The 23313-nt window shown below is 62.3% G+C and carries 29 protein-coding genes; 15 read left to right on the top strand and 14 right to left on the bottom strand.

Annotated features, from left to right (window positions below; genetic code table 11):
* Positions 1–32 precede the first annotated feature (32 nt).
* From JQ628_RS20940 to JQ628_RS20920, 5 genes are all read right to left on the bottom strand, one after another.
* The gene (locus JQ628_RS20940; protein WP_212225001.1) at positions 33–449 is read right to left on the bottom strand and encodes a VOC family protein; all 417 of its coding nucleotides are present in this window, start codon (positions 447–449) and stop codon (positions 33–35) included.
* 11 nt (positions 450–460) lie between these two features.
* The gene (locus JQ628_RS20935; RefSeq protein WP_212225000.1) at positions 461–1156 is read right to left on the bottom strand and encodes a glutathione S-transferase family protein; all 696 of its coding nucleotides are present in this window, start codon (positions 1154–1156) and stop codon (positions 461–463) included.
* A gap of 149 nt (positions 1157–1305) precedes the next feature.
* Positions 1306–2013, bottom strand: coding sequence for a glutathione S-transferase N-terminal domain-containing protein (locus JQ628_RS20930; RefSeq protein ID WP_212224999.1), 708 nt, complete (start codon positions 2011–2013; stop codon positions 1306–1308).
* A 556-nt stretch (positions 2014–2569) separates the two neighbouring features.
* Positions 2570–2821, bottom strand: coding sequence for a hypothetical protein (locus JQ628_RS20925; protein ID WP_212224998.1), 252 nt, complete (start codon positions 2819–2821; stop codon positions 2570–2572).
* 58 nt (positions 2822–2879) lie between these two features.
* Complete coding sequence (locus JQ628_RS20920) at positions 2880–3635, bottom strand: TSUP family transporter (RefSeq protein WP_212224997.1); 756 nt, start codon at positions 3633–3635, stop codon at positions 2880–2882.
* 288 nt (positions 3636–3923) lie between these two features.
* On the opposite strand from JQ628_RS20920, the gene JQ628_RS20915 reads away from it, so the two are divergent.
* The 8 genes from JQ628_RS20915 (at position 3924) to JQ628_RS20880 (ending at position 10590) form a co-directional block, all read left to right on the top strand.
* Positions 3924–4829, top strand: coding sequence for a LysR substrate-binding domain-containing protein (locus JQ628_RS20915; RefSeq protein ID WP_212224996.1), 906 nt, complete (start codon positions 3924–3926; stop codon positions 4827–4829).
* Positions 4830–4945: 116 nt separating this feature from the next.
* On the top strand, positions 4946–5179 hold the full coding sequence (locus JQ628_RS20910; RefSeq protein ID WP_212224995.1) for a hypothetical protein: 234 nt from the start codon (positions 4946–4948) through the stop codon (positions 5177–5179).
* Positions 5166–5393 carry a hypothetical protein gene (locus JQ628_RS20905; RefSeq protein ID WP_212224994.1) on the top strand — a complete coding sequence of 76 codons (228 nt, stop codon included), beginning with the start codon at positions 5166–5168 and terminating at the stop codon, positions 5391–5393. The genes JQ628_RS20910 and JQ628_RS20905 overlap by 14 nt, the downstream gene beginning before the upstream one ends.
* A gap of 173 nt (positions 5394–5566) precedes the next feature.
* Positions 5567–8476, top strand: a complete 2910-nt coding sequence (uvrB, locus tag JQ628_RS20900; RefSeq protein WP_212224993.1) for an excinuclease ABC subunit UvrB — start codon at positions 5567–5569, stop codon at positions 8474–8476.
* A 53-nt stretch (positions 8477–8529) separates the two neighbouring features.
* Positions 8530–9129 carry a hypothetical protein gene (locus JQ628_RS20895; protein ID WP_212224991.1) on the top strand — a complete coding sequence of 200 codons (600 nt, stop codon included), beginning with the start codon at positions 8530–8532 and terminating at the stop codon, positions 9127–9129.
* Positions 9130–9149: 20 nt separating this feature from the next.
* Complete coding sequence (locus tag JQ628_RS20890; protein ID WP_212224989.1) at positions 9150–9488, top strand: hypothetical protein; 339 nt, start codon at positions 9150–9152, stop codon at positions 9486–9488.
* 40 nt (positions 9489–9528) lie between these two features.
* A complete protein-coding gene (locus tag JQ628_RS20885) occupies positions 9529–10296 on the top strand; it encodes a DpnI domain-containing protein (RefSeq protein WP_212224987.1) in 768 nt (255 codons plus the stop codon).
* 12 nt (positions 10297–10308) lie between these two features.
* On the top strand, positions 10309–10590 hold the full coding sequence (locus tag JQ628_RS20880) for a hypothetical protein (RefSeq protein WP_212224985.1): 282 nt from the start codon (positions 10309–10311) through the stop codon (positions 10588–10590).
* 770 nt (positions 10591–11360) lie between these two features.
* On the opposite strand, the gene JQ628_RS20875 is transcribed toward JQ628_RS20880, so the two are convergent.
* Positions 11361–12179: a hypothetical protein gene (locus JQ628_RS20875; protein WP_212224983.1), complete on the bottom strand. Its 819-nt coding sequence runs from the start codon at positions 12177–12179 to the stop codon at positions 11361–11363.
* Positions 12180–12461: 282 nt separating this feature from the next.
* On the bottom strand, positions 12462–12653 hold the full coding sequence (locus tag JQ628_RS20870) for a hypothetical protein (RefSeq protein ID WP_212224982.1): 192 nt from the start codon (positions 12651–12653) through the stop codon (positions 12462–12464).
* Positions 12654–12802: 149 nt separating this feature from the next.
* Here JQ628_RS20870 and JQ628_RS20865 point away from each other — a divergent pair, with 149 nt between their 5' ends.
* Positions 12803–13615 carry a hypothetical protein gene (locus tag JQ628_RS20865; RefSeq protein WP_212224981.1) on the top strand — a complete coding sequence of 271 codons (813 nt, stop codon included), beginning with the start codon at positions 12803–12805 and terminating at the stop codon, positions 13613–13615.
* Between the two features lie 215 nt (positions 13616–13830).
* On the opposite strand, the gene JQ628_RS20860 is transcribed toward JQ628_RS20865, so the two are convergent.
* Positions 13831–14934 carry an alpha/beta fold hydrolase gene (locus JQ628_RS20860; RefSeq protein WP_212224980.1) on the bottom strand — a complete coding sequence of 368 codons (1104 nt, stop codon included), beginning with the start codon at positions 14932–14934 and terminating at the stop codon, positions 13831–13833.
* Positions 14935–15139: 205 nt separating this feature from the next.
* Between JQ628_RS20860 and JQ628_RS20855 the strand changes: the two genes are divergently transcribed.
* From JQ628_RS20855 to JQ628_RS20835, 5 genes are all read left to right on the top strand, one after another.
* Positions 15140–15589 (top strand): nuclear transport factor 2 family protein, encoded by a 450-nt coding sequence (locus tag JQ628_RS20855; protein WP_212224979.1) that lies wholly within the window; start codon positions 15140–15142, stop codon positions 15587–15589.
* A gap of 374 nt (positions 15590–15963) precedes the next feature.
* Entirely contained in the window at positions 15964–16404 is a 441-nt protein-coding gene (locus JQ628_RS20850) for a nuclear transport factor 2 family protein (RefSeq protein ID WP_212224978.1), read from the top strand.
* Between the two features lie 173 nt (positions 16405–16577).
* Complete coding sequence (locus JQ628_RS20845) at positions 16578–17477, top strand: hypothetical protein (RefSeq protein WP_212224977.1); 900 nt, start codon at positions 16578–16580, stop codon at positions 17475–17477.
* 220 nt (positions 17478–17697) lie between these two features.
* A complete protein-coding gene (locus tag JQ628_RS20840; protein ID WP_212224975.1) occupies positions 17698–18132 on the top strand; it encodes a hypothetical protein in 435 nt (144 codons plus the stop codon).
* Positions 18133–18368: 236 nt separating this feature from the next.
* Positions 18369–18506: a hypothetical protein gene (locus JQ628_RS20835; RefSeq protein ID WP_212224973.1), complete on the top strand. Its 138-nt coding sequence runs from the start codon at positions 18369–18371 to the stop codon at positions 18504–18506.
* 39 nt (positions 18507–18545) lie between these two features.
* On the opposite strand, the gene JQ628_RS20830 is transcribed toward JQ628_RS20835, so the two are convergent.
* From JQ628_RS20830 to JQ628_RS20820, 3 genes are all read right to left on the bottom strand, one after another.
* Entirely contained in the window at positions 18546–18704 is a 159-nt protein-coding gene (locus tag JQ628_RS20830) for a hypothetical protein (RefSeq protein WP_212224971.1), read from the bottom strand.
* 189 nt (positions 18705–18893) lie between these two features.
* Positions 18894–19373, bottom strand: a complete 480-nt coding sequence (locus JQ628_RS20825) for a MaoC family dehydratase (protein WP_212224969.1) — start codon at positions 19371–19373, stop codon at positions 18894–18896.
* Complete coding sequence (locus JQ628_RS20820) at positions 19373–19831, bottom strand: MaoC family dehydratase (protein WP_212224968.1); 459 nt, start codon at positions 19829–19831, stop codon at positions 19373–19375. Before JQ628_RS20820 ends, JQ628_RS20825 begins: the two co-directional genes overlap by 1 nt.
* A gap of 195 nt (positions 19832–20026) precedes the next feature.
* Between JQ628_RS20820 and JQ628_RS20815 the strand changes: the two genes are divergently transcribed.
* A complete protein-coding gene (locus JQ628_RS20815; protein WP_212224967.1) occupies positions 20027–20320 on the top strand; it encodes a DUF4282 domain-containing protein in 294 nt (97 codons plus the stop codon).
* Positions 20321–20525: 205 nt separating this feature from the next.
* On the opposite strand, the gene ychF is transcribed toward JQ628_RS20815, so the two are convergent.
* The 3 genes from ychF to JQ628_RS20800 form a co-directional block, all read right to left on the bottom strand.
* The gene (gene ychF, locus JQ628_RS20810; RefSeq protein ID WP_212225097.1) at positions 20526–21623 is read right to left on the bottom strand and encodes a redox-regulated ATPase YchF; all 1098 of its coding nucleotides are present in this window, start codon (positions 21621–21623) and stop codon (positions 20526–20528) included.
* 63 nt (positions 21624–21686) lie between these two features.
* On the bottom strand, positions 21687–22298 hold the full coding sequence (gene pth, locus JQ628_RS20805) for an aminoacyl-tRNA hydrolase (protein ID WP_212224966.1): 612 nt from the start codon (positions 22296–22298) through the stop codon (positions 21687–21689).
* 26 nt (positions 22299–22324) lie between these two features.
* A complete protein-coding gene (locus tag JQ628_RS20800) occupies positions 22325–23068 on the bottom strand; it encodes a 50S ribosomal protein L25/general stress protein Ctc (RefSeq protein ID WP_212224965.1) in 744 nt (247 codons plus the stop codon).
* Between the last annotated feature and the right edge of the window lie 245 nt (positions 23069–23313).

The raw sequence follows: 23313 nt of genomic DNA, 5'->3' as shown, positions 1-23313 counted from the left end.
CTCTCCTGCTGCGCCGAGGCGCCGGATATCCACTACTCCGCCGGCCCCGCGAACAGCAGCAGATTGCCGTCGGGATCCCTGACGATGAAATCGCGCGCGCCCCAAGGCTGTTGCCGGAGCATCTGGAAGAACGTCACGCCGGCGGCCTGGAATTCGGAAAACAGCGCCGCAATCTCCTCCGCGCGCGCCACCGTGAGCGAGGCGGCCAGCAGTTCCTCGCGGTCGCGCAGCGCCGGATCGATCACCGGACGATCGACGTGGCGCAAATTAAGTCGCGCGCCATCACGTTTGACCTGCGCATAGAACGGCGGATCGCCATAGGTGAACGCAACAGTAAAGCCGAGCCTGCTTGTGAAGAAGTCGCAGGAAGCCGCGATATCGGAGACGAACAGTTGCGGTTCGGCGGCAGTGATGACGGCTTTCGCGATCGTATCGTCCTGAGCGGCCATCACCGGCCTCCTTATTCGTGATAGCTCGGCGAATTCCGCGCCATGCCGTCAAAGGCATCGAGCAGACGCTCGCGCCAGGCATGGACCGGATCGTCCTCGCTCAGCAGCCTGAACGGGCTGACCACCCGCGCCCACTGGAACGGGCCGAACACGATGTAATCGGCATAGTTCGGCGCGTCACCGCCAAGATATTTTTGCGTTCTGAGCGTCAGCCGCATCGGATCGAGCGACTTGCGAAAAACCTCGACCTGCTGGTCGCGCGGCGCGGCGAGCTCTTCCAGCGATTTTCCGAACCGCGCCTCGCGCGTCCGGCGGAAATAGGCCGCATCCACTGCATGCAGGTTTTTCGGAATGTCGGCGATGATCAGCGGAAACATCCCGGCGATCACCGTGATGTCGCCCCACCAGTTGAGCATCCGCGCCATCGCGCGGCCGCCCTCGCCGCCGAACAGCGATGGACGGTCGGGATAGCTGTCCTCCAGATAATTCGCGATCGCCCAGGAATCGGCAACAGACGTTTCACCGTCGAGCAGTACCGGCACCTTTTCGGATCGATGCGGCGCAATCGCATCCTTCTCGGTAAAGCACCAGGGGATCGATTGCGCCGAGAGCCCCTTATGCGCGAGCGCCATCCGCGTCCGCCAGCAATACGGGCTGAACGGGCGCGCCGCATCGGTGCCGACGAGTTCGTAGAGTTTCATGGTCATGGAAGTATTGGGATCATGCGAAACATCTTGCGCGAAGCCAGAGAATAGACAAGCCGTCATTGCGAGGAGCGCAGCGACGAAGCAATCCAGAGCGGCTTGCGTGATTCTGGATTGCTTCGCTTCGCTCGCAATGACGGCGACAGACGTGCCTACCGCACCACCGCCGCAGTCTGCCCGAACAGGATCTTGCGCTCTTCCTCCGTGCGGTTCACGGGCTGGCCAAAGTTCGGATTGACCTCTTTCGCCTTGGCGTAAGCGCGCTCGGTGGCCGGGCGGGCCTTGATGGTCTCGAGCCAGCGCTTGAGATGCGGAAACTGCTCGATGTCCTGGCCCTGGTTCTTGTAGGGAACGACCCAGGGATAGCTTGCCATGTCGGCGATCGAATACTGGCCGCCGATGAACTCGCGGTCGGCAAGACGCTTGTTGAGCACGCCATAGAGACGGTTGGTCTCGTTGACATAGCGGTCGATGGCGTATGGCAGCTTCTCCACCGCATAGTTGCGGAAGTGATGGTTCTGGCCGGCCATCGGTCCGAGGCCGCCCATCTGCCAGAACGTCCATTGGATGACGTCGTAGCGGCCATGCAGGTCCGAGGGAATAAACTTGCCGGTTTTCTCGGCGAGATAGAGCAGCATTGCTCCCGATTCGAAAACCGAGACCGGTTTGCCGCCGCCTTTCGGCTCATGATCGACCAGCGCGGGAATGCGGTTGTTCGGCGCCACTTTCAGGAAGTCGGCCTGAAACTGCTCGCCCTTGCCGATGTTGACCGGGATGACCTTGTACGGCAGCCCGGTTTCCTCGAGGAACATCGTGATCTTGTGGCCGTTCGGCGTGGTCCAGTAATAAAGGTCGATCATCAGCGTGGTCCCTCATGGCATGAAATTCGCTGCATCGCGAGAAAGATGCGATTGCATGAATTTGCCGCCGAGCTCACGCGGAAGTCAATGGGTCACGCCCATCGCGGCGCGTAAATGTGACGCGCGTCCGGCGCCGGCAAGCCGTCAGCTCAAGGATAAAGCCGATGCCGGCGCGCCGTTCAGAGCCGCGCCGTGATTCTAGCGCCGCGCCGGTTCCGATCCATGTAGAGCGGAGTCGGGGACCGGCGGCACGGGAACGCTGGCGTAGCGATGCTCGAGGGCCATCGTCAGCCGAAACGCCGTGAGCCGGGATCCATCCCAACTCGCCAGCATATTCCCGCACAGAGCGCAGTGGATTCGACCGGGCTTGCCGTGAACCGAAACGGCTTCCGCCATTTCGTAAGCTGCCCCGCAGGGGCAGGTAACATCTGATATTTTCATGAAGCCGAACTTGGGACAGAGACCTGAGGCGACGCATTGATCTCCATCAACGTGGCAAAGCCGTGGCTGCATGAGGCGAAGATCGTGCCGGCGCGATGCCGTTATGTTGACCGTTTCAGAAAAACTTCAGGAGACAGCAGATCCGGCCGTGCTCGCGCAAGAATTTTTCGCCGCCCTCGGTGAGCGTGACGCGCAAGCCCTCCGTGGTCGGCCGGCGCGCGACATAGCCGCGGTCGACGGCGTCTTCCCAGATCGTCAGCCGCGGGCAGGACGTGCGCCACGTCTCGATCACTTCCGCGTAAGGCCGCGGTTCCCGCGCGATCCATTCGACGAGATCGAGCACCAGCGCGTCGGTCGCATCACGCATGGTCATCTCCTTTCACGCCAAGTCCTTTCACGCCAGGTCCTTTCACGCCAAGACTTTCTTACGCGAAGAAGCGGGGACTCAGCAGGAGCCAACTGCCGTAGCCGATATAGTAGCAGGCAATCGTGGTGATGATGCGGTTCGCCCAGGTGCGGAACTGGTTGTCGCTCATCGCCTCCAGGATGCGCCGCGCCAGCGTGGTGCCGAGCATCGAGGCCGCGACCGCAACCACCGCGAGCACCGGATCGAGCGAAGCCGCCTGGTCGATGATGCCGCCGAAATAGATCAGCTTGACGAAATGACTCGCCACCTGGCAGGTCGCCTTGGTCGCCACCACCTCGCGCCGGCCAAAGTTGCCGCCGAGGAAGAAGGTATCCATCAGCGGCCCGGAGACACCGGTCATCAGCATCAGGCCCATGCAGATGAAGCCGTAGAACGAGCCCTGCGCGATGCTGTCGGGATTCGGCTTCAGGTTCTTCGGCGTCAGCCGCGCCATGAACGGGGTGATGCCGAGCAGCAGCAGCGCGATCGGCTTGTCCGGCACGTAGCGGGTGATCGACCAGGCGCCGAGCGCCAGCGCGCATCCGATCAGATAGATGCAAACCGGCCGCCAGCGGATATGCGCCCGCCACAGGAAGGCGCGCCAGCCGTTCGAGGCCATCTGCGTGATCGCATGCAACACCATCGCCGACGGCAGCGGCATGATGGTGAGCAGCACGCCGATCAGGATCAGCCCGCCGGCCATCCCGAACAGCCCCGACAGGAACGCGGTCGCGACCATCAATAGTCCGAGCGCGGCAATCAGAAACGGCGACACGAGCAATCCCCCAGCAAATCTATCGATTCCCTCTCCCCGTTCTTACGGGGAGAGGGTTAGGGTGAGGGGCTGCCTCCGCACATTCGGTGAAAGATGGACTCGCGGAGAGTCCCCCTCACCCGGATCTCATCTGGCGATGCGATCCGGCCTCTCCCCGCAAGCGGGGCGAGGCGAAGCAGCGCGGCGGAATCACCTCCAGCTACTACGACGACCGTTCTGCCTTGCTTGCTGCGCCCGCGCAAACCGAGTTATCTTGCCCTGGCATCAGCTTTCCTGAGGGTACAAGATTTGCGGCGGCTGCTCTTCCTCAACGGCATCAAGGCGTTCGAGGCGGCGGCGCGCACCGGCAGCTTTGCCGCGGCGGGCAGCGAGCTGAACGTCTCGGCGGCGGCGGTCAGCCGGATGGTGCATCTTCTGGAAGACCGGCTCGGCGTTGCGCTGTTCGAGCGCAAGGCCAACAAGCTGATCCCGACCGCCGCGGGGCGCGCCTATCAGAGCGGGTTGACGCCGATCTTCGATGCGCTGGCCAGCCTCACCGCGCAGGTGACGGCGCCGGCAAGCATGCGCGTGCTCACCATCGGCGTCGGTCCGACCTTCGCAATGAAATGGCTGATTCCGCGGCTGGCGGATTTTCGCAAACAAGAGCCTGATATCGACGTGCGCATCACCACCGGCGGCGCGGGCGTGCCGTTCGGCGAGGACTGGAGCTGCGGCGTCCGGCTCGGTGACGGCGAATGGCCGGGGCTGACCGCCGAGCCGCTGTTCACCGCCGATCTGCTGCCGGTGTGCGCGCCGCGGCTGGCGAGCGGGCTCAAGCGTCCTTCGGATCTGAAGGGACCGAGCCTGCTGCGCGTCGCACATTCGCCGGACGACTGGCCGGCCTGGCTGAAGGCCGCCGGCGTGCCACGCCTCACCGCACGCGGCACCGAATTCCAGTTCTACGGCCATGCGCTACAGGCCGCCATCGACGGCTTAGGCATTGCGATGGGCATCCGTCCCTATATCGACGACGATCTTGCCGCCGGCCGGCTGGTCGCGCCGTTCGCGCAGAGCGTGCCCAAGGGCATGCGATGGTACCTGATCTACCGCAGCTTTCGCACCGAGCAGCGCGACTTCGCCGCCTTCCGCCGCTGGATCATCCGCGCCGCGGCCGAACCTGCGGCGCGGCGCAAGGGCGCCCGCAGTGCGGGTTAAAAACGGCCCTCAAGTTCCGCTGGCATCTATATTTTTCCAAATGTGAACAGCTTCACATCCGCCACGCCGCCCCCGTGTTCTCCTGTCAACCTGGCGAACCCTCCGGAGAGCGGGCAATGACAACCCTCTACAGCGGCTTTGACATCGAATCTTTCGAGGCCGGCAAAGGTCTTTGGCACGCCCGCATCATGCGCGCCGACCGGGAACCGGTTGTGATCGACGGCCTGCCGTTTGCGACGCTGGAGGTCGGTTTCGCCTGGCCCGATCCCGACGAGGCGATCGCGCACGCCAAAACCCACATCGATCGCTTCAAGGCCCGTTATTTCGGAGTAAGCCATGCCGCTGATTGAACCTGGACAGCGCCTGCCGCCGCCCCCTGCCACCGTGACGTCGGCGTGCCCGCGATGCAGTGCCGGCCTCGAGGTGCTCAGCATCATCCCCGGCCGTGCCGGCCGCGGCGGCTGCGAATACTGGGCGATGCGCTGCACGAGCTGCGGCGGCATCCATCTCGATATTGTCAACGGCAAGCCGATCGCTGAAGGCGCCGACAACCTGATTGCCTAGCGTACCTCCCGGGCAAGCTGGAGCGCGGTGACGGTCTCCTTAACCGTCATCTCGCTCCTTTTTTATGCGGGGGTTCCGCCCACTGCACTGACACCTGCTGACAGGCGACGGACGGCATTGCGGCGCACCCGCCCGCCCTTTCATGTCCGCACGATTGGGCCCATATTCGCCCCATGGCGAAGAAACCCCATCATCCCAAAAAGCCCGGCAAAACTCCGAAATCCAAAGCCCACCGACCCGACGTCCTGCCGATCGGGCCGGCGCTGGCCGAGCTGCTCAACCCCGCGATCAACCGCGGCGATGCGGGCATGGGATCGGGCACCGGCCTACAGCCGCCGCCCGACAATTCCTGGGACCGCCGCTCCGGCGGCGAGGCCGCGGCGCATCGCGCACGCGCCTCGACACGCGGCGTGAGCGAGGACGTCGCCAAGCGCGACACCGCGCAAGGATTCGAGGAAGCGCCGCAGGCCAATTACGGGACCTCGGCGACCATCCCGACGCTCGATCCGGAGCTGGCGCGGCAGTTGGGACTGCCGACCGCGGAGGATGACGAAGCGGAGCTGGCGCGCCCGCCGCGCAACAAGATGGAAGCGCTCGGCGTCAAGGCCACCGCCGAGGCGCTGGAGAATTTGATCCGCGACGGCCGCCCGGAATTCCGCAAGGACGACGGCTCCATGAAGGTGTGGACGCCGCACCGGCCGCCGCGCCCGGAAAAATCCGAAGGCGGCGTGCGCTTCGAGATCAAGTCCGACTACCAGCCAAAGGGCGACCAGCCGACCGCCATCGCGGAGCTGGTCGAGGGCATCAACCGCAACGACCGCACCCAGGTGCTGCTCGGCGTCACCGGCTCCGGCAAGACCTACACCATGGCCAAAGTGATCGAGGCGACGCAGCGCCCGGCCCTGATCCTGGCGCCGAACAAGACGCTGGCCGCCCAGCTCTATGGCGAGTTCAAGAACTTTTTCCCCGACAACGCGGTGGAATATTTCGTCTCGTATTACGACTATTACCAGCCGGAAGCCTACGTCCCCCGCACCGACACCTACATCGAGAAGGACTCCTCGATCAACGAGCAGATCGACCGTATGCGCCATTCGGCGACGCGCGCGCTGCTGGAGCGCGACGACGTCATCATCGTGGCTTCCGTGTCGTGCATCTACGGTATCGGCTCGGTCGAGACCTACACCGCGATGACCTTTGCGCTGAAGAAGAACGAGCGCATCGACCAGCGCCAGTTGATCGCCGACCTCGTTGCGTTGCAGTACAAGCGCACCCAGGCCGATTTTACCCGCGGCACCTTTCGCGTCCGCGGCGATGTCATCGACATCTTCCCGGCGCACTACGAAGACCGCGCCTGGCGTGTGAATTTGTTCGGCGATGTCGTTGAAAATATCGAGGAATTCGATCCGCTCACCGGTCACAAACAGGATGAGCTCGAATTCATAAAGATCTATGCCAACTCGCACTATGTGACGCCGCGGCCGACGCTGGTGCAGGCGATCAAGTCAATCAAATCGGAGTTAAAGCTTCGTCTCGATGAGCTCAACAACCAGGGGCGCCTCTTGGAAGCGCAGCGGCTGGAGCAGCGCACCACCTTCGACCTAGAGATGATGGAGGCCACCGGAAGCTGCGCCGGCATCGAGAACTATTCGCGCTACCTCACGGGACGCCGCCCCGGCGAGCCGCCGCCGACCTTGTTCGAATATGTGCCCGACAATGCGCTGGTGTTCGCCGACGAGAGCCACGTCACCATCCCGCAGATCGGCGCCATGTTCCGCGGCGACTTCCGCCGCAAGGCGACGCTGGCCGAATATGGTTTCCGCCTGCCCTCCTGCATGGACAACCGCCCGCTGCGCTTCGAGGAATGGGACATGATGCGCCCGCAATCGGTGGCGGTGTCGGCGACGCCGAGCGGCTGGGAGCTGAACGAAAGCGGCGGCGTGTTCGTCGAGCAGGTCATCCGCCCCACCGGCCTGATCGACCCGCCGGTCGACATCCGCCCGGCGCGCACCCAGGTCGACGATCTCGTCGGCGAGGTCCGCGCTGTCGCCGCTTCCGGCTACCGCTCACTGATCACCGTGCTGACAAAACGCATGGCCGAAGACCTCACCGAATACCTGCACGAGCAGGGCATCCGCGTGCGCTACATGCACTCTGATATCGACACCATCGAGCGCATCGAGATCATCCGCGATCTTCGTCTGGGCGCGTTCGACGCGCTGGTCGGCATCAATCTGTTGCGTGAGGGCCTCGACATCCCCGAATGCGCATTGGTCGCCATCCTCGACGCCGACAAGGAAGGTTTTCTGCGCAGCGAGACCTCGCTGATCCAGACCATCGGCCGCGCCGCCCGCAACGTCGACGGCAAGGTGATCCTCTACGCCGACAGCGTCACCGGCTCGATGGAGCGCGCCATCGCCGAAACCAACCGCCGCCGCGAAAAGCAGGTCGAATACAATCAGGCCAACGGCATCACGCCCGAGAGCGTGAAGAAATCGATCGGCGACATCCTCAACAGCGTCTACGAGCGCGACCACGTGCTGGTCGAGATCGGCGACGGCGGCATGGCCGATGACGTGATCAGCATCGGCCACAATTTCGAGGCCGTGCTGAACGACCTCGAAACAAGAATGCGCGAAGCCGCGGCCGATTTGAACTTCGAGGAAGCCGCAAGACTGCGCGACGAGGTGAAACGACTGCGTGCGACGGAGATGGCGGTGGTCGACGATCCCACCGTTAAGCAGCGCACCGTGCAAGGCAAGGCCGGCGCCTATGCCGGCGCGAAGAAGTACGGCGAGGCTGCGAACCTGCCGACGGGCGCATTGAAGAACAAGAGCGCGCGGACGGCCCTCAAGGCCGGCGGCAAGTCAGGCTCAAGAGTCCACAAGCCGCATCTCGACGAAATGCACGGTCCGGAGTCGCTGCCCTATCGGCCGAGTGGTGCACTGCCGGAAAAGCCGTTTGGCAGCACCAGCCGGATCATCCAGCCGAACGACTCCCGGCAATCGGGGCCAGAATTTGGGCCCTCCCCGCGTTCAAGTGGCGGCTCGCCAGGGCATCGGGGTGGGTGGAAGAAGAAGTGAATTGCCATCCCCTGCCAGTTGCACTTTCTTGGATCACGGATTAAGGTTGCAATATGGCAGCACCTGAAGAGATCGAGAGGATACTGGACGACGTTTCGTCGGCACTTGAGCTATCTTCGGCAGGTCGAAGGAAATTATACAACTATTGGGAAACTAACTTCGGAGACCACTTTAGAGATTTTGATCAGGCCTGGGTCGGTATTCGGGCACTTGTCGGCGGACAACTTCCTATCCTAGCAAAACAATGGTTGGAGCATTCGCCGAGACGAGTGCCGGCGCGAGCGAGGGTACGGTCGAGTCAGCTCTTCGTTTTTGAAATTATGATCAAATGGCTTTCTGTTGCATCTGGAAAGCCTCATCATCACCTGCTTGTTCCGCAACTCACAAAGCCAATTTCACCATCGGATTACGATGTCATTCACGACTTTGCTGCTGAGCAATTCGCTATGCGCGAAGTAGCTCATCTTGCGCCGCGAGAGTTTTTTGTTACTTGGACCGATCCGCACAAGGTCGATGACGAGGATGCTGAGACACGCATGGTCTTGAACGAAGTTTCCAGTACCTTGATGGGCGTTTCGAAGGAGTTGGCGGCCTCTAACGAAAAAATTGAAAAGACTTTGGCAAAAATGGATTCGTTGGAAGCACGAAACTAGCGATATACGGGGGAAGCCGCGTGGGGCTACTCAAGGAAACCCTTGAGGCGTTGAAGGCCGTCATCCTCCTGCAGGAGGAAATTAAGCGACTTTCTGGAAACGCATCAAAGATGGCAGAGCGGCTCGAAACGCTCCACGAGCGCGTGATCCAGTTGGAGGCACGCGAACAAGTAATAGTAGCTAGAGCGGAAGCCGCAGCCCAAGCGGCCAGCAGCCAAGCGCGCGATAAGGAATTGGGCGACCTGCGAGAGCGCTTGCTGAAGATTGAACTATATCTTCACGCAAATCAGCAGCAAAGAAAAGTACCCATACTCTTGACAAACGACGAAAGCCAAGGAGAAGCCCAGACTGACGGGTAACAATCCAAGATTTCTCCGGTACGCTGCGACAATCACTTCTATGAAACTAGGCTTCGAAGAATCCCAACTCTCCTATTCCAGTGGCACCCAAAAAGCTCGCGCATGGACTGAGGCGTGGGTCAGCGCACAAGCCTATTGCCCGCATTGCGGCAATGCCAGGATGTCCCAATTCCCGAACAACAGCCCCCTCGCCGATTTCTTGTGCATTTCGTGCAACGAGGAGTTTGAACTCAAGAGTCAGAAGGGGAAGTTCGGCTCCTCGGTCGCTGACGGAGCATACAAGACGAAGTGCGAGCGCCTGGCTGCGGACAACAACCCCAACCTGCTGCTGATGAACTACGACGTTAAGTCGCTGTCTGTCGTCAATCTGCTCATCGTGCCCAAGCATTTCTTCGTCAAGGACATCATCGAAGAACGAAAGCCGCTCGCCGCCACCGCACGGCGAGCCGGCTGGATTGGTTCGAAGATCCGGCTGGATCGCGTACCCGAATCGGGCAAAATTCACATCGTCAAAGGCGGCGTCGTTCGTCCGAAGGACTTGGTTCTCGAAGAATGGCAAAAGACACTCTTCCTCAGGAACGAGTCGCTGGAAGCGCGAGGCTGGCTTTTAGATGTGATGAAATGCGTCGAGTCGCTGGGCAAGCGCGATTTCACGCTAGACGAAATTTATTCCTTTGAGCATCACCTGGGCAATCTCTATCCCGGAAACCAGAACGTTCGGCCCAAAATTCGACAGCAACTCCAGTATTTGCGTGATCGCGGCTTCATTGAGTTCGTTACGCGCGGCCAATATCGCCTGCGCTCCTAGGAGCATTTCGCCATGGCATGGTTTCTGAACTTCTACCGATGCGATGATTGCCAACATGTTTGGAAAGACGAGTGGTCGTGCACATGCGACGACGAATGCCCGCATTGCGGCGCACGAGACATGTCGCCATTCAAAAGCGAGGATTTGACCGAGCTCGTTATCTCGAAGGACAACGAGTTTATCGTTCTGCGCTCGCCAGAAACAGCGGAGCATGATCCCGACTATGAAGAGATCGGTCGCTTTCCTACACAGGCCAAGGCCGACGAGTTCTTGTCCAATTTCGATCCGACTTAGCCCGCACCGATGGAAAGAACCGTCCGCCACCGTTGCGCCTAAAAACTAATTTCCTCAATCCGATAACGCTGATTGGTCGTCCAGCTCCAGCAAAAATAGTCTGGGCCGGCGCGCCGGATCAATTCTGATTTTCAGAATTTAACTTGACGCCCCCCCAAATCAGCAGTATACTGCCCCTGTCCTGTCCCGGTACGAGGGGCGTTTCGCGATCGTCACAAGCGCGGGATGGGATGCGGTGGACGCCGATGTCGCGGCTGACGAGCGCGGCGGAGGCGTACGGCGAAGGCGTGTGGTTCTGGCGCCGCTATGCAGGCGCTAAGTCGGCGGGAAGTCTCCCGCCGGCGACGGTGACAACAAAGCGCTCTCACCGGGGAGATCACGTTATAAGCTGTAAAGCCACTGCGCAGGGAAGGCCGGAGTGTTCCCGCTGAACCTGTATGCTCGTGTACACCTTTTTGATGCGCAAGCACGGCACACGAGACCGCGGGTGCAGCGCGCACCCGGCCTTCCCGGCGCCCTCTGTCCTTCAGAAGGCGCAAACGAAATGCAAAGCTCGGGCGCAGTGCGCCGCGAGATCGCGAGGCTGTATTTGCAGGAGGGGTAGAGCGGCGTCCGCCTTCGCTCGTTGCGAACCGCGGCAGACAAATCGCTCCACTCATCCCGCGGGCTGTTTGAAAATTGAATCCGGGTCGATGACGTTATCTTCCGTGCCTCCGCACAACGCGAGCGTCATTGACCAGGACCCCGTCTTTTCCACGGGGCCCTTTTCGTCATTCACGTTTTGCCTTTTCGGAGGAAGATGAAAGCGACACGCGCAGGACATTGAATTTTGCAAAACCGCCGCTCCACGCTTCGGCAGCCTTTGGCGACAGCACGGCAACCACACCGGCCGGCACGTCGCCATCGAGCACCCGGATCAGCGCCATCTTCTGATCTTCGCTCATCCGGACCTCGCCGGCGCCCGCAGCCACGATCGCGCGCTTTACACCGGCGATGGAGTAGTCCGATGGCGAGTCATCGATGGCAACAACCTTGTTTGCGAGATCGGATACCGACTTGATTTCGGGCCGGACAAGCAGGATGGCAATCAGCCCGTCGGCGTTCTTTGGCGGGGCAAGCGCGGCCGTATTGAATTCAGCGGGGGGAATATCCGTGGAGGGAGCATTCGCAGAGGGAGCCGAAGGTTCTGTCTTGCTGTCCGTCCCGGTCTCCGGCACCGGTGTCGTGGTGGCGGTCGTTGCGTCTTCTCCGGATGGCACGGCCGTGACCTGCTCGCGCTTGCTGCCGGCTTCGGAACCGATGGCGGGATTTGATGCAGGCGAAGAATCCGTCTTGTCGTCAGGAGCGGACCTTGCCTGCTCGCGGCTCACAGGCTGCGGATCGGCGGCAACGGCCGGCGGAGCTTCCAGGCGTGGCGGCGGAGCCTGCTTCGCAACGCGAGCCGGTGCGGCTTTAGCCGGCCTTGGCTCGCGGATGTTGGTTGTGCGTTGAGCTTTCGTCTTTGCCGGCGGCTGGGCAATGCGCGAGGGTGCCGGTTGCGCCGAAACAGCCGGCTCTTGCTGCGGCTGTAGCCGGCGGGACCAGGCCATGTATGACTGGCAAGCGCGGTTGCATGGCAATCCGTCAATATAGACGGTGTCGGGTGAATCGAGCGGACTGGCTTGGGAAGACCCAGGGAATGCAATGACGAGAATGCAGGTCAGCAACGTATATAGTCTGAGCATCGCACGTTACTCCACTTCTGGCGACTGCCTGCCCCGACCAGGATACGGAGAACGATGCCTTCAGGTTTCAACGAAGAATGCCGATCGCTTCCATGAACTTGCCTCCGTGCAAAAAGGATTGCGCTATCACTATGCAATTCCGGATTGCTACCCGCTCCGCCGGTTGCTCGTATTCTGCGCCACGTTGGCGTGATCGCCCTGCTCGCGGATGTTCTGCTTCTCGTCGTCGCGGTGGCCCTTGGTGGTGTCGACGGGAACGGCCGGTGCGCTGCCGGGGCCCTTGTGGCTCTGGTTCTCCTCGGGAACGGGCTTGATGTTCTTGCTCTGCGGCTTCGTCATTACCTTCTCCGTTGTGGATGAAGGGAAAACGCCGGCAGCGCCGGCCTCGTTCCCGGACAATGCGTCGCGCCGTTCCGAACCTGCGCATTGCCGTTGCAGTGGAAACCGGATTTAGTGTTCCGCGCACCGGAACGAAAATGACAGGGGCCATGCCGACATCGCCTCACCTTGCCGCTGCGCTCGCTGTCGGCGGCGTATGCCTGCTCCTCACAGGACCGGCCGCGGCGCAGGAGACGGACCGCCTGCTGCTGGCGACGTTCTGCAATCTCTCGGATATCGAGGGTTCGGCCTGCAAGAAGGCGAGGGAATATCCGGAAGCGGGCGACCGGGTCTGCGATATAAAACTCTCGCCGACTCGCCAGCGCGGAAAGTTCATCGCGGGCCATCCGCTGCTGCTCGTCAGCTATGAAAGCGGCTGCGAGCCGCACGCCTCCGACTGGGGCGGCTCGGTCGTGTTCGAGCTGGTCGCGGACAAATATGTCTTCCGCAGCTTTCAGCCGGGCACGCAGGTCAACGATTGCGTGACGCTGCCGAAGGATTCGCGGGAGGACGTGCTGGTCTGCCTCACCGGCCATATGGGCCAGGGCTTTCTGGAAAGCGGCGTGGCGCAGGTGACGTTCAAGGGGCCACTCGGCAGGGAGCTCGAAACGTCGTTCGACTTCCTGCTGAATGCGACGGATTCCACCGGGGCCTACGGCGCCAACACAGTGACGTGCAAGGAAGGCCCGAAGAATTTCGGTGTGTCGAAACTGGCGGCAGGGCCGCGGCCGATGACGGTTACGGTCGACGTCGATTATGCCGATGCCGCAACCATCCGCGCGGCATGCGGCAAGAAATTTCCAAAGCCGAAGGAAACCTTCGGCAAGCTCGCAAGGGGCGAAGCCTTCGTGCCGGCCGGCTACGAGAAGAAAGCGAAATTCGTCATCGACCTCGCCACCCGCGCCGTCGCGCCGCAGAAGTGACCTCCGTTACGCAAGCCTATCGCATATGGCGCTCGAAGGCTGGGAACGCGTTCGGCCTGCATGGTTCGAGACGCCCGCCTTGCGGGCTCCTCACCATGAGGGTCAGGCATTCGCCGCAAATCAGAACCTCATCCTGAAGAGCGCGCATCGCGCGTCTCGAAGGATGGCCGCAACCGCCAACGTCTTGCCAAATGTAATGGCCCGCCGGCATGGCTCTAATCCAGCTTCTTGCCGCCGTCCGTCACGGCGTCGAGGAAAGCCGACGTCTCGCGGTTGATGAACTCGACGTCGGCCGCGATCGCGCCGCCCGCCGCGGCATGGCCGGTGACGGTGCCGGGACTGATCGTCATCGTCTTCACGCCCGCAATGTTCTTGCCCATCTCGATCGGCTCGAATTCCGGATTGAGCAAATCCTTGGTGCCGGTGAGGACCAGCGTCCTGGCCTTGATCGATCCCAGCGCCCTGGCGGTGTCGCCGTTGAAGCCCGGCGTCGTGCCGACGTCGTGCCGCTCATAGGCCCAGGTCTGATAGATCCAGTCATTGGCATCGAACGCCTTCAGGAGCGCCGTCTCCTGTTGCTCCAGCCAAGGCAGCACATCCATGCCGTTCCTGAACTGCGCCGCGTACATGTCAGGCGTGCGCGCCGACAGGAAGGAGAGAATATCGCGCCACAGGCGGATGCCCTTCTCCGGCGGAGCCTCGTAATTGCCGTCCTTCCAGGCCGGATCCAGCATGATCGCCTTGCGCGAGGCTTCCAGCACCAGGACCGTCCAGGCCGGCGTCTTCGCTAAGGGCACCATCGCCACCAGCGCATCCATGTAGTCGGGATAGCTGACGCCCCATTGCAGCACCTGCATGCCGCCCATCGACGGGCCGACCACCGCGACGACATGGTCGATGCCGAGCTTCTCCTTCATCAGGCGGTATTGCGATTGCACCATGTCGCGGATGGTGAATTTCGGGAATTGCATGCGCGGCTGCGCCTTCGAATTGCTCGGCGAGGTCGAGAGGCCGTTGGCGATCGCATCGGTGCAGACGATGAAATACTTGTCGGTGTCGAGCGCCTTGCCGGGACCGATCATGAAATCGAGCCGGTGGTGATTGCCGGAGATCGCCGTCACCATCAGGATGGCGTTGGACTTCTTCTCGTTGAGCTTGCCATGGGTGACGTAGGAGATCGAAAAATCCTTGATCGCCTCGCCGCTCTCCAGCTTGAGATCGCCTTCGCTGTAGAGCTGGTGCGGCGCCTGCTGCGGCGAGTGGGCTGCGGCCGGCAGCGTCAGCAACAGGCCGGCGACGAGAAGAGCGGCGCGTTTCATGATTTCCCCCGAGGTTATGAATTCTTGTTCCGCGCAGGATACGTCCTGTGCCGCACCGGACAAGTGCGCATGCTGAAAGATATGACGCTGCAATGCACGGAATAATCCGGCCACCGCGCGGTTACAGCCGCCCCTCGCTTGATCGGCTGCGCCATTCCGTCGACAATGCGGAAAAACGAGTCGGGCCCAGCCGGCGGGGAGTCAAATGCCAAACGACCTTCACCGCCAGCGCGTTCTGAACTTCCTCGAGATCTATTATTCCGGCGATATCGACGGCGCGCTCGCACGCTGCACCGATGATGTCGAGTTCATCGCCAACGCGCCGATCGACATCCTGCCGCATATGGGCCACCGCCGCGGCAAACAGGCGGTCGGCGAGATGTGGCGCACCATCCGCGAGCGCTATTCCGAGCAGCGCAGCGAAGTGCCGATCATCGTCGCCGAAGGCGACAAGGTCGCCGTCTGCATTCGCGTGTTCTTCCGCAAGCGCAGCAACGATCGGATGGTGCAGTTCGATATTGCCGCGTTCTACACGCTGCGCGATGGCCGCATCGCGCAGATCCGCGAGATCATCGACACCTTCGACATGATCCAGCAGGTGCTGGAGCGCGACGTCGCGGCGGTGCTGACCGGGAAGAATGAGGACGGGGTGTGACGCACGCTCACAAATTCTTGTCCGCGGCTTGAACCATTCGGCCGAGACCAGGACCCATCCCTGAGCCCACTCCGCATGCCGGTGACTTGAGCCGGACGAAAAGCCTTCGGCGGCCTTGGCGGCGCGTTAACCTTCGGCATTCGGCCCTTCCGCGACGCCGGGATCGCCATAGAAACGCGGACGCGTCGCCGGCGACCCCCGTAAGTTCACGGGATTGTCGCATTTGTGCAATGCAAAAACAGCGATTGTGGTTTGAACGAATTGCGCTATTTCACGACCCAACAGTGAAATGAGACCCAGCCAGCGGGCCCGGCGCCATTGCAGTCGCCGACAGGCCGCTTTGCTGTCCAGCAGCCAGTATTGGAATGAAGCAAATGACGGAGCACAGTCTCTGGCGTTTCTCGCGCGCGTTGCATCGCGCGATCAATGAGCGCCAGTTTGGTGATATCGAAGCCCTGATCGATGAAGACGTCGAGTGGTCGCTGTACGGGCCGGTCGAGATGTTTCCGTTCTTCGGTGCGCGCCGCGGCAAGGCGGCCGTGCTCGACGTGATCAGGCAGATCGCGGAAAACGTCCGCGTCCACCGCTTCGACCGCGAGACGATCATGCTGGGGGCGGATTCGGCGGCCTCGATGATGCGCTATTCGCTGACCGCGCTCGATTCCAACAAGCCGATCAGTGTGCGGCTGGCGCATTTCGCCCAGTTCAGGGAAGGCCGCCTGCGCAGCCTGCGCATGCTGCTCGATTCCTATGAGCTGGTCGAGCAGGCGCTCGGGCGGCCGCTGCACCTGCCGAAGATTGCGCTCTCGGCCTGAAGCACGATCCGGACCCGAAGGGCCGCGTAGCCCAAGGCGGGTTACCGGCATTCCCTGCGGCAAACGCGAAGCGTTGGCGTGAAAGGTCATGCTCAACAAAGAGTTGAAATGGCCCCGCCACAATTTTGCGCCAGAATGAACGCATATGTGCGCGACTGGCAGCGGGCGGGGCTATGAGTTTCAAGACAGCAGGAAAGCGGCATCGGCGGCTATTACTGGCCGCCGGCTTCAGTTTGGGCGTCATCCTGTCCGCCCATGCGCAGACGCCGCCCGCCGATAAGGCCGCGGAAGCGCCGGAAGAAGCCGCCGCCGACGCCGGCGAGGTCGACAAGACCGACGTCGCCCCCGAGAATCTCGACTGGAGCCTGCTCGATGTCGACGCATCGACGCTGAGCCTTGCCACGCCGAAGGCGCGCAGCGCCCCGAACGCCACCGCCAGCAACGACAGCTCCTGGTCGTCGAACCGGGAAGCCAACGGCACCTCGGCGGTGACGGTGAAACAGTCGCTGACCCCGTTCTGGGATACCCGCATCGGCGCCGATATGACGGTGGTCAACCAGCCGCAAAACGCCACCAGCGCGGACGTGCTGCGGCAAAAATTTGCGCCGGACGCCGCGCCCTCGCAATCGTCCGGCAGCGCCTGGGCGGCGGCGACCGCGCCCGGCGTCGGCTCGATCTGGGACAGGACCTCGATCGAGGCCCGCGTCGATCCCGGATCGGACCAGGGCAGGATCGGCACGTCGCTGACCAAGGCGGTGCCGCTGACCGAGCAATATTCGCTGACCCTTCAGAACGGCTACAACGTGATCCAGCAGGGCATTCCCGTGCCCGGCACCATCGGCCATCCCTCGCGCACGTACGAGACCGACCAGTCGGCAAGGCTCAGCATCACCGACACCGGCACCAGCTTCATCGCCGGCCAGACCCTCTCGACTACCGACGACAGATGGCTGCGCAAATTCGGCGCGGAGCAGAAACTGTTCGACGGCGTGACGGTGTCCGGCTCGATCGGCGAGACCTCCTCCGGCGCCACCAACAAGAGCATTTCCGCAGGCTTCAAGAAGAGCTGGTAGCGGCTCACTCGGATTGCTGGTCGTCATGGCCGGGACAAGCCCGGCCATGACTGAGAAAGCACCCTTTTCAGGCAACAACCCCTACCCTCACTAATGCACCACCATTGCCGCAGATCGGCCCAGATGCGGTCAAAATCGGCAGCACAGATGCAATAGCTTTGACTTTCGTCGTGCGGGGGACGTCCGCGCTCGCGCCAACGCGAACACAAGGAAATAGCCGATGAACGCCACCATTCGCTCCGAACAGATGGACTCCAACGAGGCCGACAGCGACAACAACATCGACGCCGCCTCCGAGGTCGAGGCCGGGATCCGCGAGTTCGTTCGCAACGACATCGCCTATCTGCGCCGGCCGCAGGTCGTCAGCCAGGAAACCGCGCCGCATCATGCGCCGGCGCAGGATTCCAGCGAAGCCACCGTCAACAGCGTCAATTCGCTGATCCAGCGCGTCGCCGGCACCTCGCTCGCGGAAATCGAAAAACTGATTTCGGAACTGGAAAGCCTGCGCGACCTGCTGCATGCCGAAGGCCAGCGTGTCCAGCGCGAGATTTCCGGCTACGCCCAGCTCAGCCAAGCCGCGATGAAATCCACCCGCATGATCGCCGACAACGTCACGCAGTGGAAGCGCGCCGCCGACGGGCTACGCAACAGCTGACGGGAAAAGAATGCAATGGCCGCCGCCCTTCCGTCAGGGAAGAGCGGCGGCTTTGCTCACTGAAGCATGATCCGGAAGTGGGCCCGGTTTTCCCTGCGACAGACGCGAGGCGTTTGCGCGGAGATCATGCTCAAAAAAATAAAACGCCGGATTTTGATTTGAACTTTATTGCCGCACGCCGCGACCAATGACGGGCTGTTCATGCGGGCGTCGTGTTCTCGGGGGATATTGTTTCGATGGATAGCACTCGTTCGGACAATGCCAATCCGCTCCCGATGCGGATGTCTCACCGCAGCATGAAGACGCTGATTATCCGGTTTGTCGGGCTGCTGATTGCCGCGATCGCGGTGATGACGCTGATCTACAGCAATTAACCCTGTGCGCGCAGCATCCTGGCGCGCCGATCGCTACGGTTAGCGAACCGTAAGCGTGCGGCTGGCGACGGCCGCGTTTTCCAGCGTATAGGCGCCATCGGCATACCCCTTCACGACCATGCCGGTGACCAGCATCACCGAAAGCGTGACGGTTGCGAAGATAAAGCCGACCAATTGCAATGCGCTGCGATCCGCCATGGTGTTCCCCAGCCGAGTTCTTCCCCTGTGTCGGTTATCGCAGGCAGAAAGTTCAAAATGCGTTAGCGGAACTGGATCGCTTCGCGGCTTGGTAAACATCGATGGAATCCCGGCGCGGGCCGCTAACCAAATCCAGTCCGTCATTGCCGGGCTCGACCCGGGCATGACGACGAGAGAATGGGACGCGCGTTAATCCGCCGACCGCCGCGGCACGAAGGCGGTCGCCAGCATGGAATACACGTCCTCGCCGCGCTGGTTGGTGCCGGTGTTGCGGGCCTGCAAGATGCCCCAGCCCGGCCGCGAGTCCGAAACGCGCTTGCTCTCGACCCTGCTCGAAAAGCTGATCGTGTCGCCCGCCAGCACCGGCCGGATCCAGCGCAATTCGCGAAAGCCGGGCGACGGCCCCCATACCGCGACCTGCTCGCCGCGCGCCATCGCTTCCCTGATCGCGCGCTGCCCGTCGGCGACCAAAAGCTTCATGCAGACGCAGCCGACATGCCAGCCCGAGGCCGCGAGCCCGCCGAACAGCGAGTTGCGCCCCTCCTCCGCGTCGAGGTGAAAGCGCTGCGGATCGAATTGCCCGGCGAATGTCTTGATGTTCTCGGCCGTGAAGGTGAACGAGCCGATCTCGCGATGAGCGCCGATCTCCATGTCCTCGAAGAAGCGCATCAGGCCGCTCCGCCGTCACGCCGCCTGACGATGATCGGCGACACCATCTCGCCGAGCGCCTGCCCGCTGGCGTTGCGGACCGTGCCCTTGAACGTGACGATGCCGGTTTCGGGACGGCTGTTCGAGACCCGCGCCTCCGTCACATCCACCTCCAGCGTCAATTCGTCATCGGGCCGCAGCGGCGCCAGCCAGCGCATCTCGTTGACGCCGGGCGAACCGAGCGAGGCGGTGCGGCCGATAAAGCCGTCGAACAGCATGCGCATCATCAGCGAGCAGAGATGCCAACCGGAGCCGGAAAGGCCGTTCAGCATCGACCGTTTCGCCGCCTCCTCGTCGAGATGCATCGGCTGCGGATCGAATTCCGAGGCGAAAGCGATGATTTCGTCGCGCGTCACGCGGCGCGGCCCGAAGGTCCCGAAACGGCCCGGCGGAAAATCTTCGAATGTCAGTGTTGTCATGATTGGGGAAAATGAGGTGAGGAAGCCCGATTGTGGCCGTTATTTGCGGCAATCTCAACCCGGCTGTCTGCATGGCTTACGCCCCGGCGAGCATCACCCGCCGGTACCGTTTTGCGCCTTGTCCGGGATCGTTTTCAGGGCTAGGCAGCAGCCGCGTTGGACACGACCTATCTTCGAATAGCTGGGGGAACGACGATGTTCGATTTTCAGGATCTGTTTCAGTGGGACCGCTTCATCACGCCCACGATCATCAAGACGTTCTACTGGCTGGTGATCGGCCTGATCGTGCTGTTCGGCATTTCCGGCATCTTTTCCGGTCTCGCCGCCATGGCGATCAGCCCGTTCGGCGGGTTCATCGTGCTGCTGTCATCGATTGCCGGCGTGATCGTCGGCATCGTGTTCTCGCGCATCGCCGCCGAATTCATCCTGATCGTGTTCCGCATCAACGAGCACCTCGGCGCCATCCGCGATCAGGGCGGGATGCATTAGTCCTCGTCCGTCATCATCCGCCACCGGGTCGGCCGAATGGCCGCCCGATGACAGGCTCCGGCGGATGATCCAGTATTCCAGAGACGTCAGCGATCAAACCGAGAAGCCGCGGCGACTGGATGCCCCGCCGGAGCCTGTCATCCGGCCGGCCAGAGGCCGGACCGGGTGGCGGGGCATGACGAGTTAGGCGCGGAGCAGCATCCCTTTACGTATTGAACCGGAAATGCATCACGTCGCCGTCGGCGACGACGTATTCCTTGCCTTCCAGCCGCAGCTTGCCGGCATCGCGCGCGCCGGCTTCGCCGTTGAGCGCGACATAGTCGGAAAAGGCGATCGTCTCGGCGCGGATAAAACCCTTCTCGAAATCGGTATGGATGACGCCGGCCGCTGCCGGCGCCTTGGTGCCGCGGTCGATGGTCCAGGCGCGCGCCTCTTTCGGGCCCACCGTGAAATAGGTGATGAGGTGCAACAGTTCGTAGCCCGCGCGGATCAGGCGATCGAGCCCGGCCTCTTCGAGCCCCAGTGTCTCGAGAAACTCGGCACGCTCCTCGCGCGACAGGGTCGCGATCTCGGATTCGATCTTTGCGGAGATAACGACGGCGACGGCGCCCTCTTTCTTGGCGTGTTCGAACACCTGCTTCGAAAAGCTGTTGCCGTCCTTCGCCGAACCTTCCTCGACATTGCAGACGTAAAGTACCGGCTTCGACGTCAACAGGCCCAGCATGCGGAACGCGCGCTCTTCCTCCGGCTTGCGTTCGAGAAACCGCGCCGGCTTACCTTCGCGCAGCAGTACCAGCGCGCGGTTGACGAGTTCGAGCTGTTCCTTGGCGTCCTTGTCGTTGCCCTTGGCTTTCTTGGAAAGATTGTCGACACGCTTCTCCAGCGAGTCGAGATCGGCCAGCATCAGTTCGGTTTCGATGGTCTCGATATCGGCGAGCGGCGCGATCTTGCCCTCGACATGGGTGATGTCGGAGTCCTCGAAGCAGCGCACGACATGCGCAACCGCGTCGACCTCACGGATGGTGGCAAGAAACTGGTTGCCGAGACCTTCCCCCTTCGATGCGCCGCGCACGAGGCCGGCGATATCGACGAAGGTCAGGCGGGTCGGAATGATCTGCGCGGATTTTGCGATTTCCGACAGCTTGTCGAGCCGCGGGTCGGGCACCGCCACCTCGCCGACATTCGGCTCGATGGTGCAGAACGGATAATTCGCCGCCTGCGCCGCCGCCGTCTCGGTCAGCGCGTTGAACAGCGTCGACTTGCCAACATTGGGCAACCCGACAATCCCGCATTTGAATCCCATTTCGTCCTCTGTATTCCCATTCGTCGTCATGGCCGGGCTCGTGCCGGGCATGACGGCGGAGAGCTAATTCTGCTTCTCTCCGCCTTCGCCTTTGTCCAAAAATCCCTTGGCCTGTAGCGTCAGGTGCACCTTGTTCTGGAACGAGGAGTCGTGCCCCGCCGCCAGCAGCCCGGCATTGTCCGCCACCGCCTGGCACAGCGCCTCCACCCACGGCCGGTCGGCTTTGGAGAAATCTGACAGCACGTGGTGATGCACCAGTTCCTTGATACCGGGATGACCGATACCGAGCCGCACGCGGCGATAGTCGTTGCCGATATGCGAAGAGATCGAGCGCAGGCCGTTGTGGCCGGCGATACCGCCGCCGATCTTGACGCGCACCTTCGCCGCCGGCAGCTCGAGCTCGTCCTGGAACACGGTGATGTCGCCTGCCGCGACCTTGTAGAAGTTGGCGGCTTCCTGCACGGCGCGGCCGGATTCGTTCATGTAGGTAGTGGGCTTGAGCAGCACGACGCGCTCGCGGTCGAGCGTGCCTTCCGAGGTCTCGCCCTGAAAGCGGCGGCGCCATGGTGCAAAACCATGACGCCGCGCGATCTCGTCGACCGCCATGAACCCGATGTTGTGCCGGTTCTCGGCGTATTTCGTGCCGGGATTACCGAGGCCGACAAACAGGCGCATGACGCGGCATCTCCTGCCGAGTCAGCTTATTTCTTCTTGTCGCCGCCACCGGCCGGTGCCTTCGCACCTGCCGCCGGAGCCGCAGCACCCGCCGCAGGCGCAGCCGGAGCAGCACCCGCCGCCGGAGCCGCCGCAGCAGCACCCGCCGCGGGAGCAGCCGTACCGCCAGCCGCAGCCGCCGCAGCAGCGCGCTGTTCTTCGGCGTAACCGGAGGGCGGCACGATGGTGACCAGCGTCGCGTCCTCGCGCGTCAGCGACTTCACGCCCGCGGGAAGCTTGATGTCGGTCAGATGCAGCGAGTAGCCGATCTCGAGCCCGCTGGCGTCGGCCTCGATATATTGCGGGATGTTGTCGACCGAGCACTCCAGATCGAGCGCGTGGGCGACGACGTTGACGGTACCGCCGCGCTTGACGCCCGGAGCGGTTTCCGAGTTGACCACATGCAGCGGCACGCTGATGCGGATGGTCGCGCCTTCGCCGAGCCGCATGAAATCGACATGCAGCGGGAAGTCTCTGACAGGATCGAGATGGAAGTCGCGCGGAATCACGCGGTGCTTCTTGCCCTCGAGATCGATGTCGTAAATCGTGGTGAGGAAGCGGCCGGCGAGGATGCGCTGGCGCAGTTCGCGGTCGTTGACCGAGATGGTCACCGGGGGCTGGTTGTTGCCGTAGATCACTCCGGGAACTCTCCCGGCGCGACGCTCTGCCCGGGCGGCCCCCTTGCCGCTCTTCGGACGCGCAGTCGCCTTCAATTCCATGACGGTCGCCATAGCGTTAAGTCCTTGTTTTGTAAAAGAATATAGGCCGCAACGCGGCCTATTGCCTGGTCCACAGCAAGCCTCCAGGGGTGCGGGGGCCGCGGACGTGGCGGGCTTTTAGCTCCAAAGTCCGGAAATGACAAGGAAAATGCCCTGCTCGTGATGCCCGGGCTTGACCCGGGCATCCATCACGAAAAGAGCGCTTTCGGTAGAGGATGGATGGCCGGGTCAAGCCCGGCCATGACGACAACGCGACG

Origin of the sequence: Bradyrhizobium lablabi, from assembly GCF_018129385.1 — a bacterium.
GTDB classification, from domain to species: Bacteria; Pseudomonadota; Alphaproteobacteria; order Rhizobiales; family Xanthobacteraceae; genus Bradyrhizobium; species Bradyrhizobium lablabi_C.
This window is presented reverse-complemented; position numbering and strand designations above follow the sequence as displayed.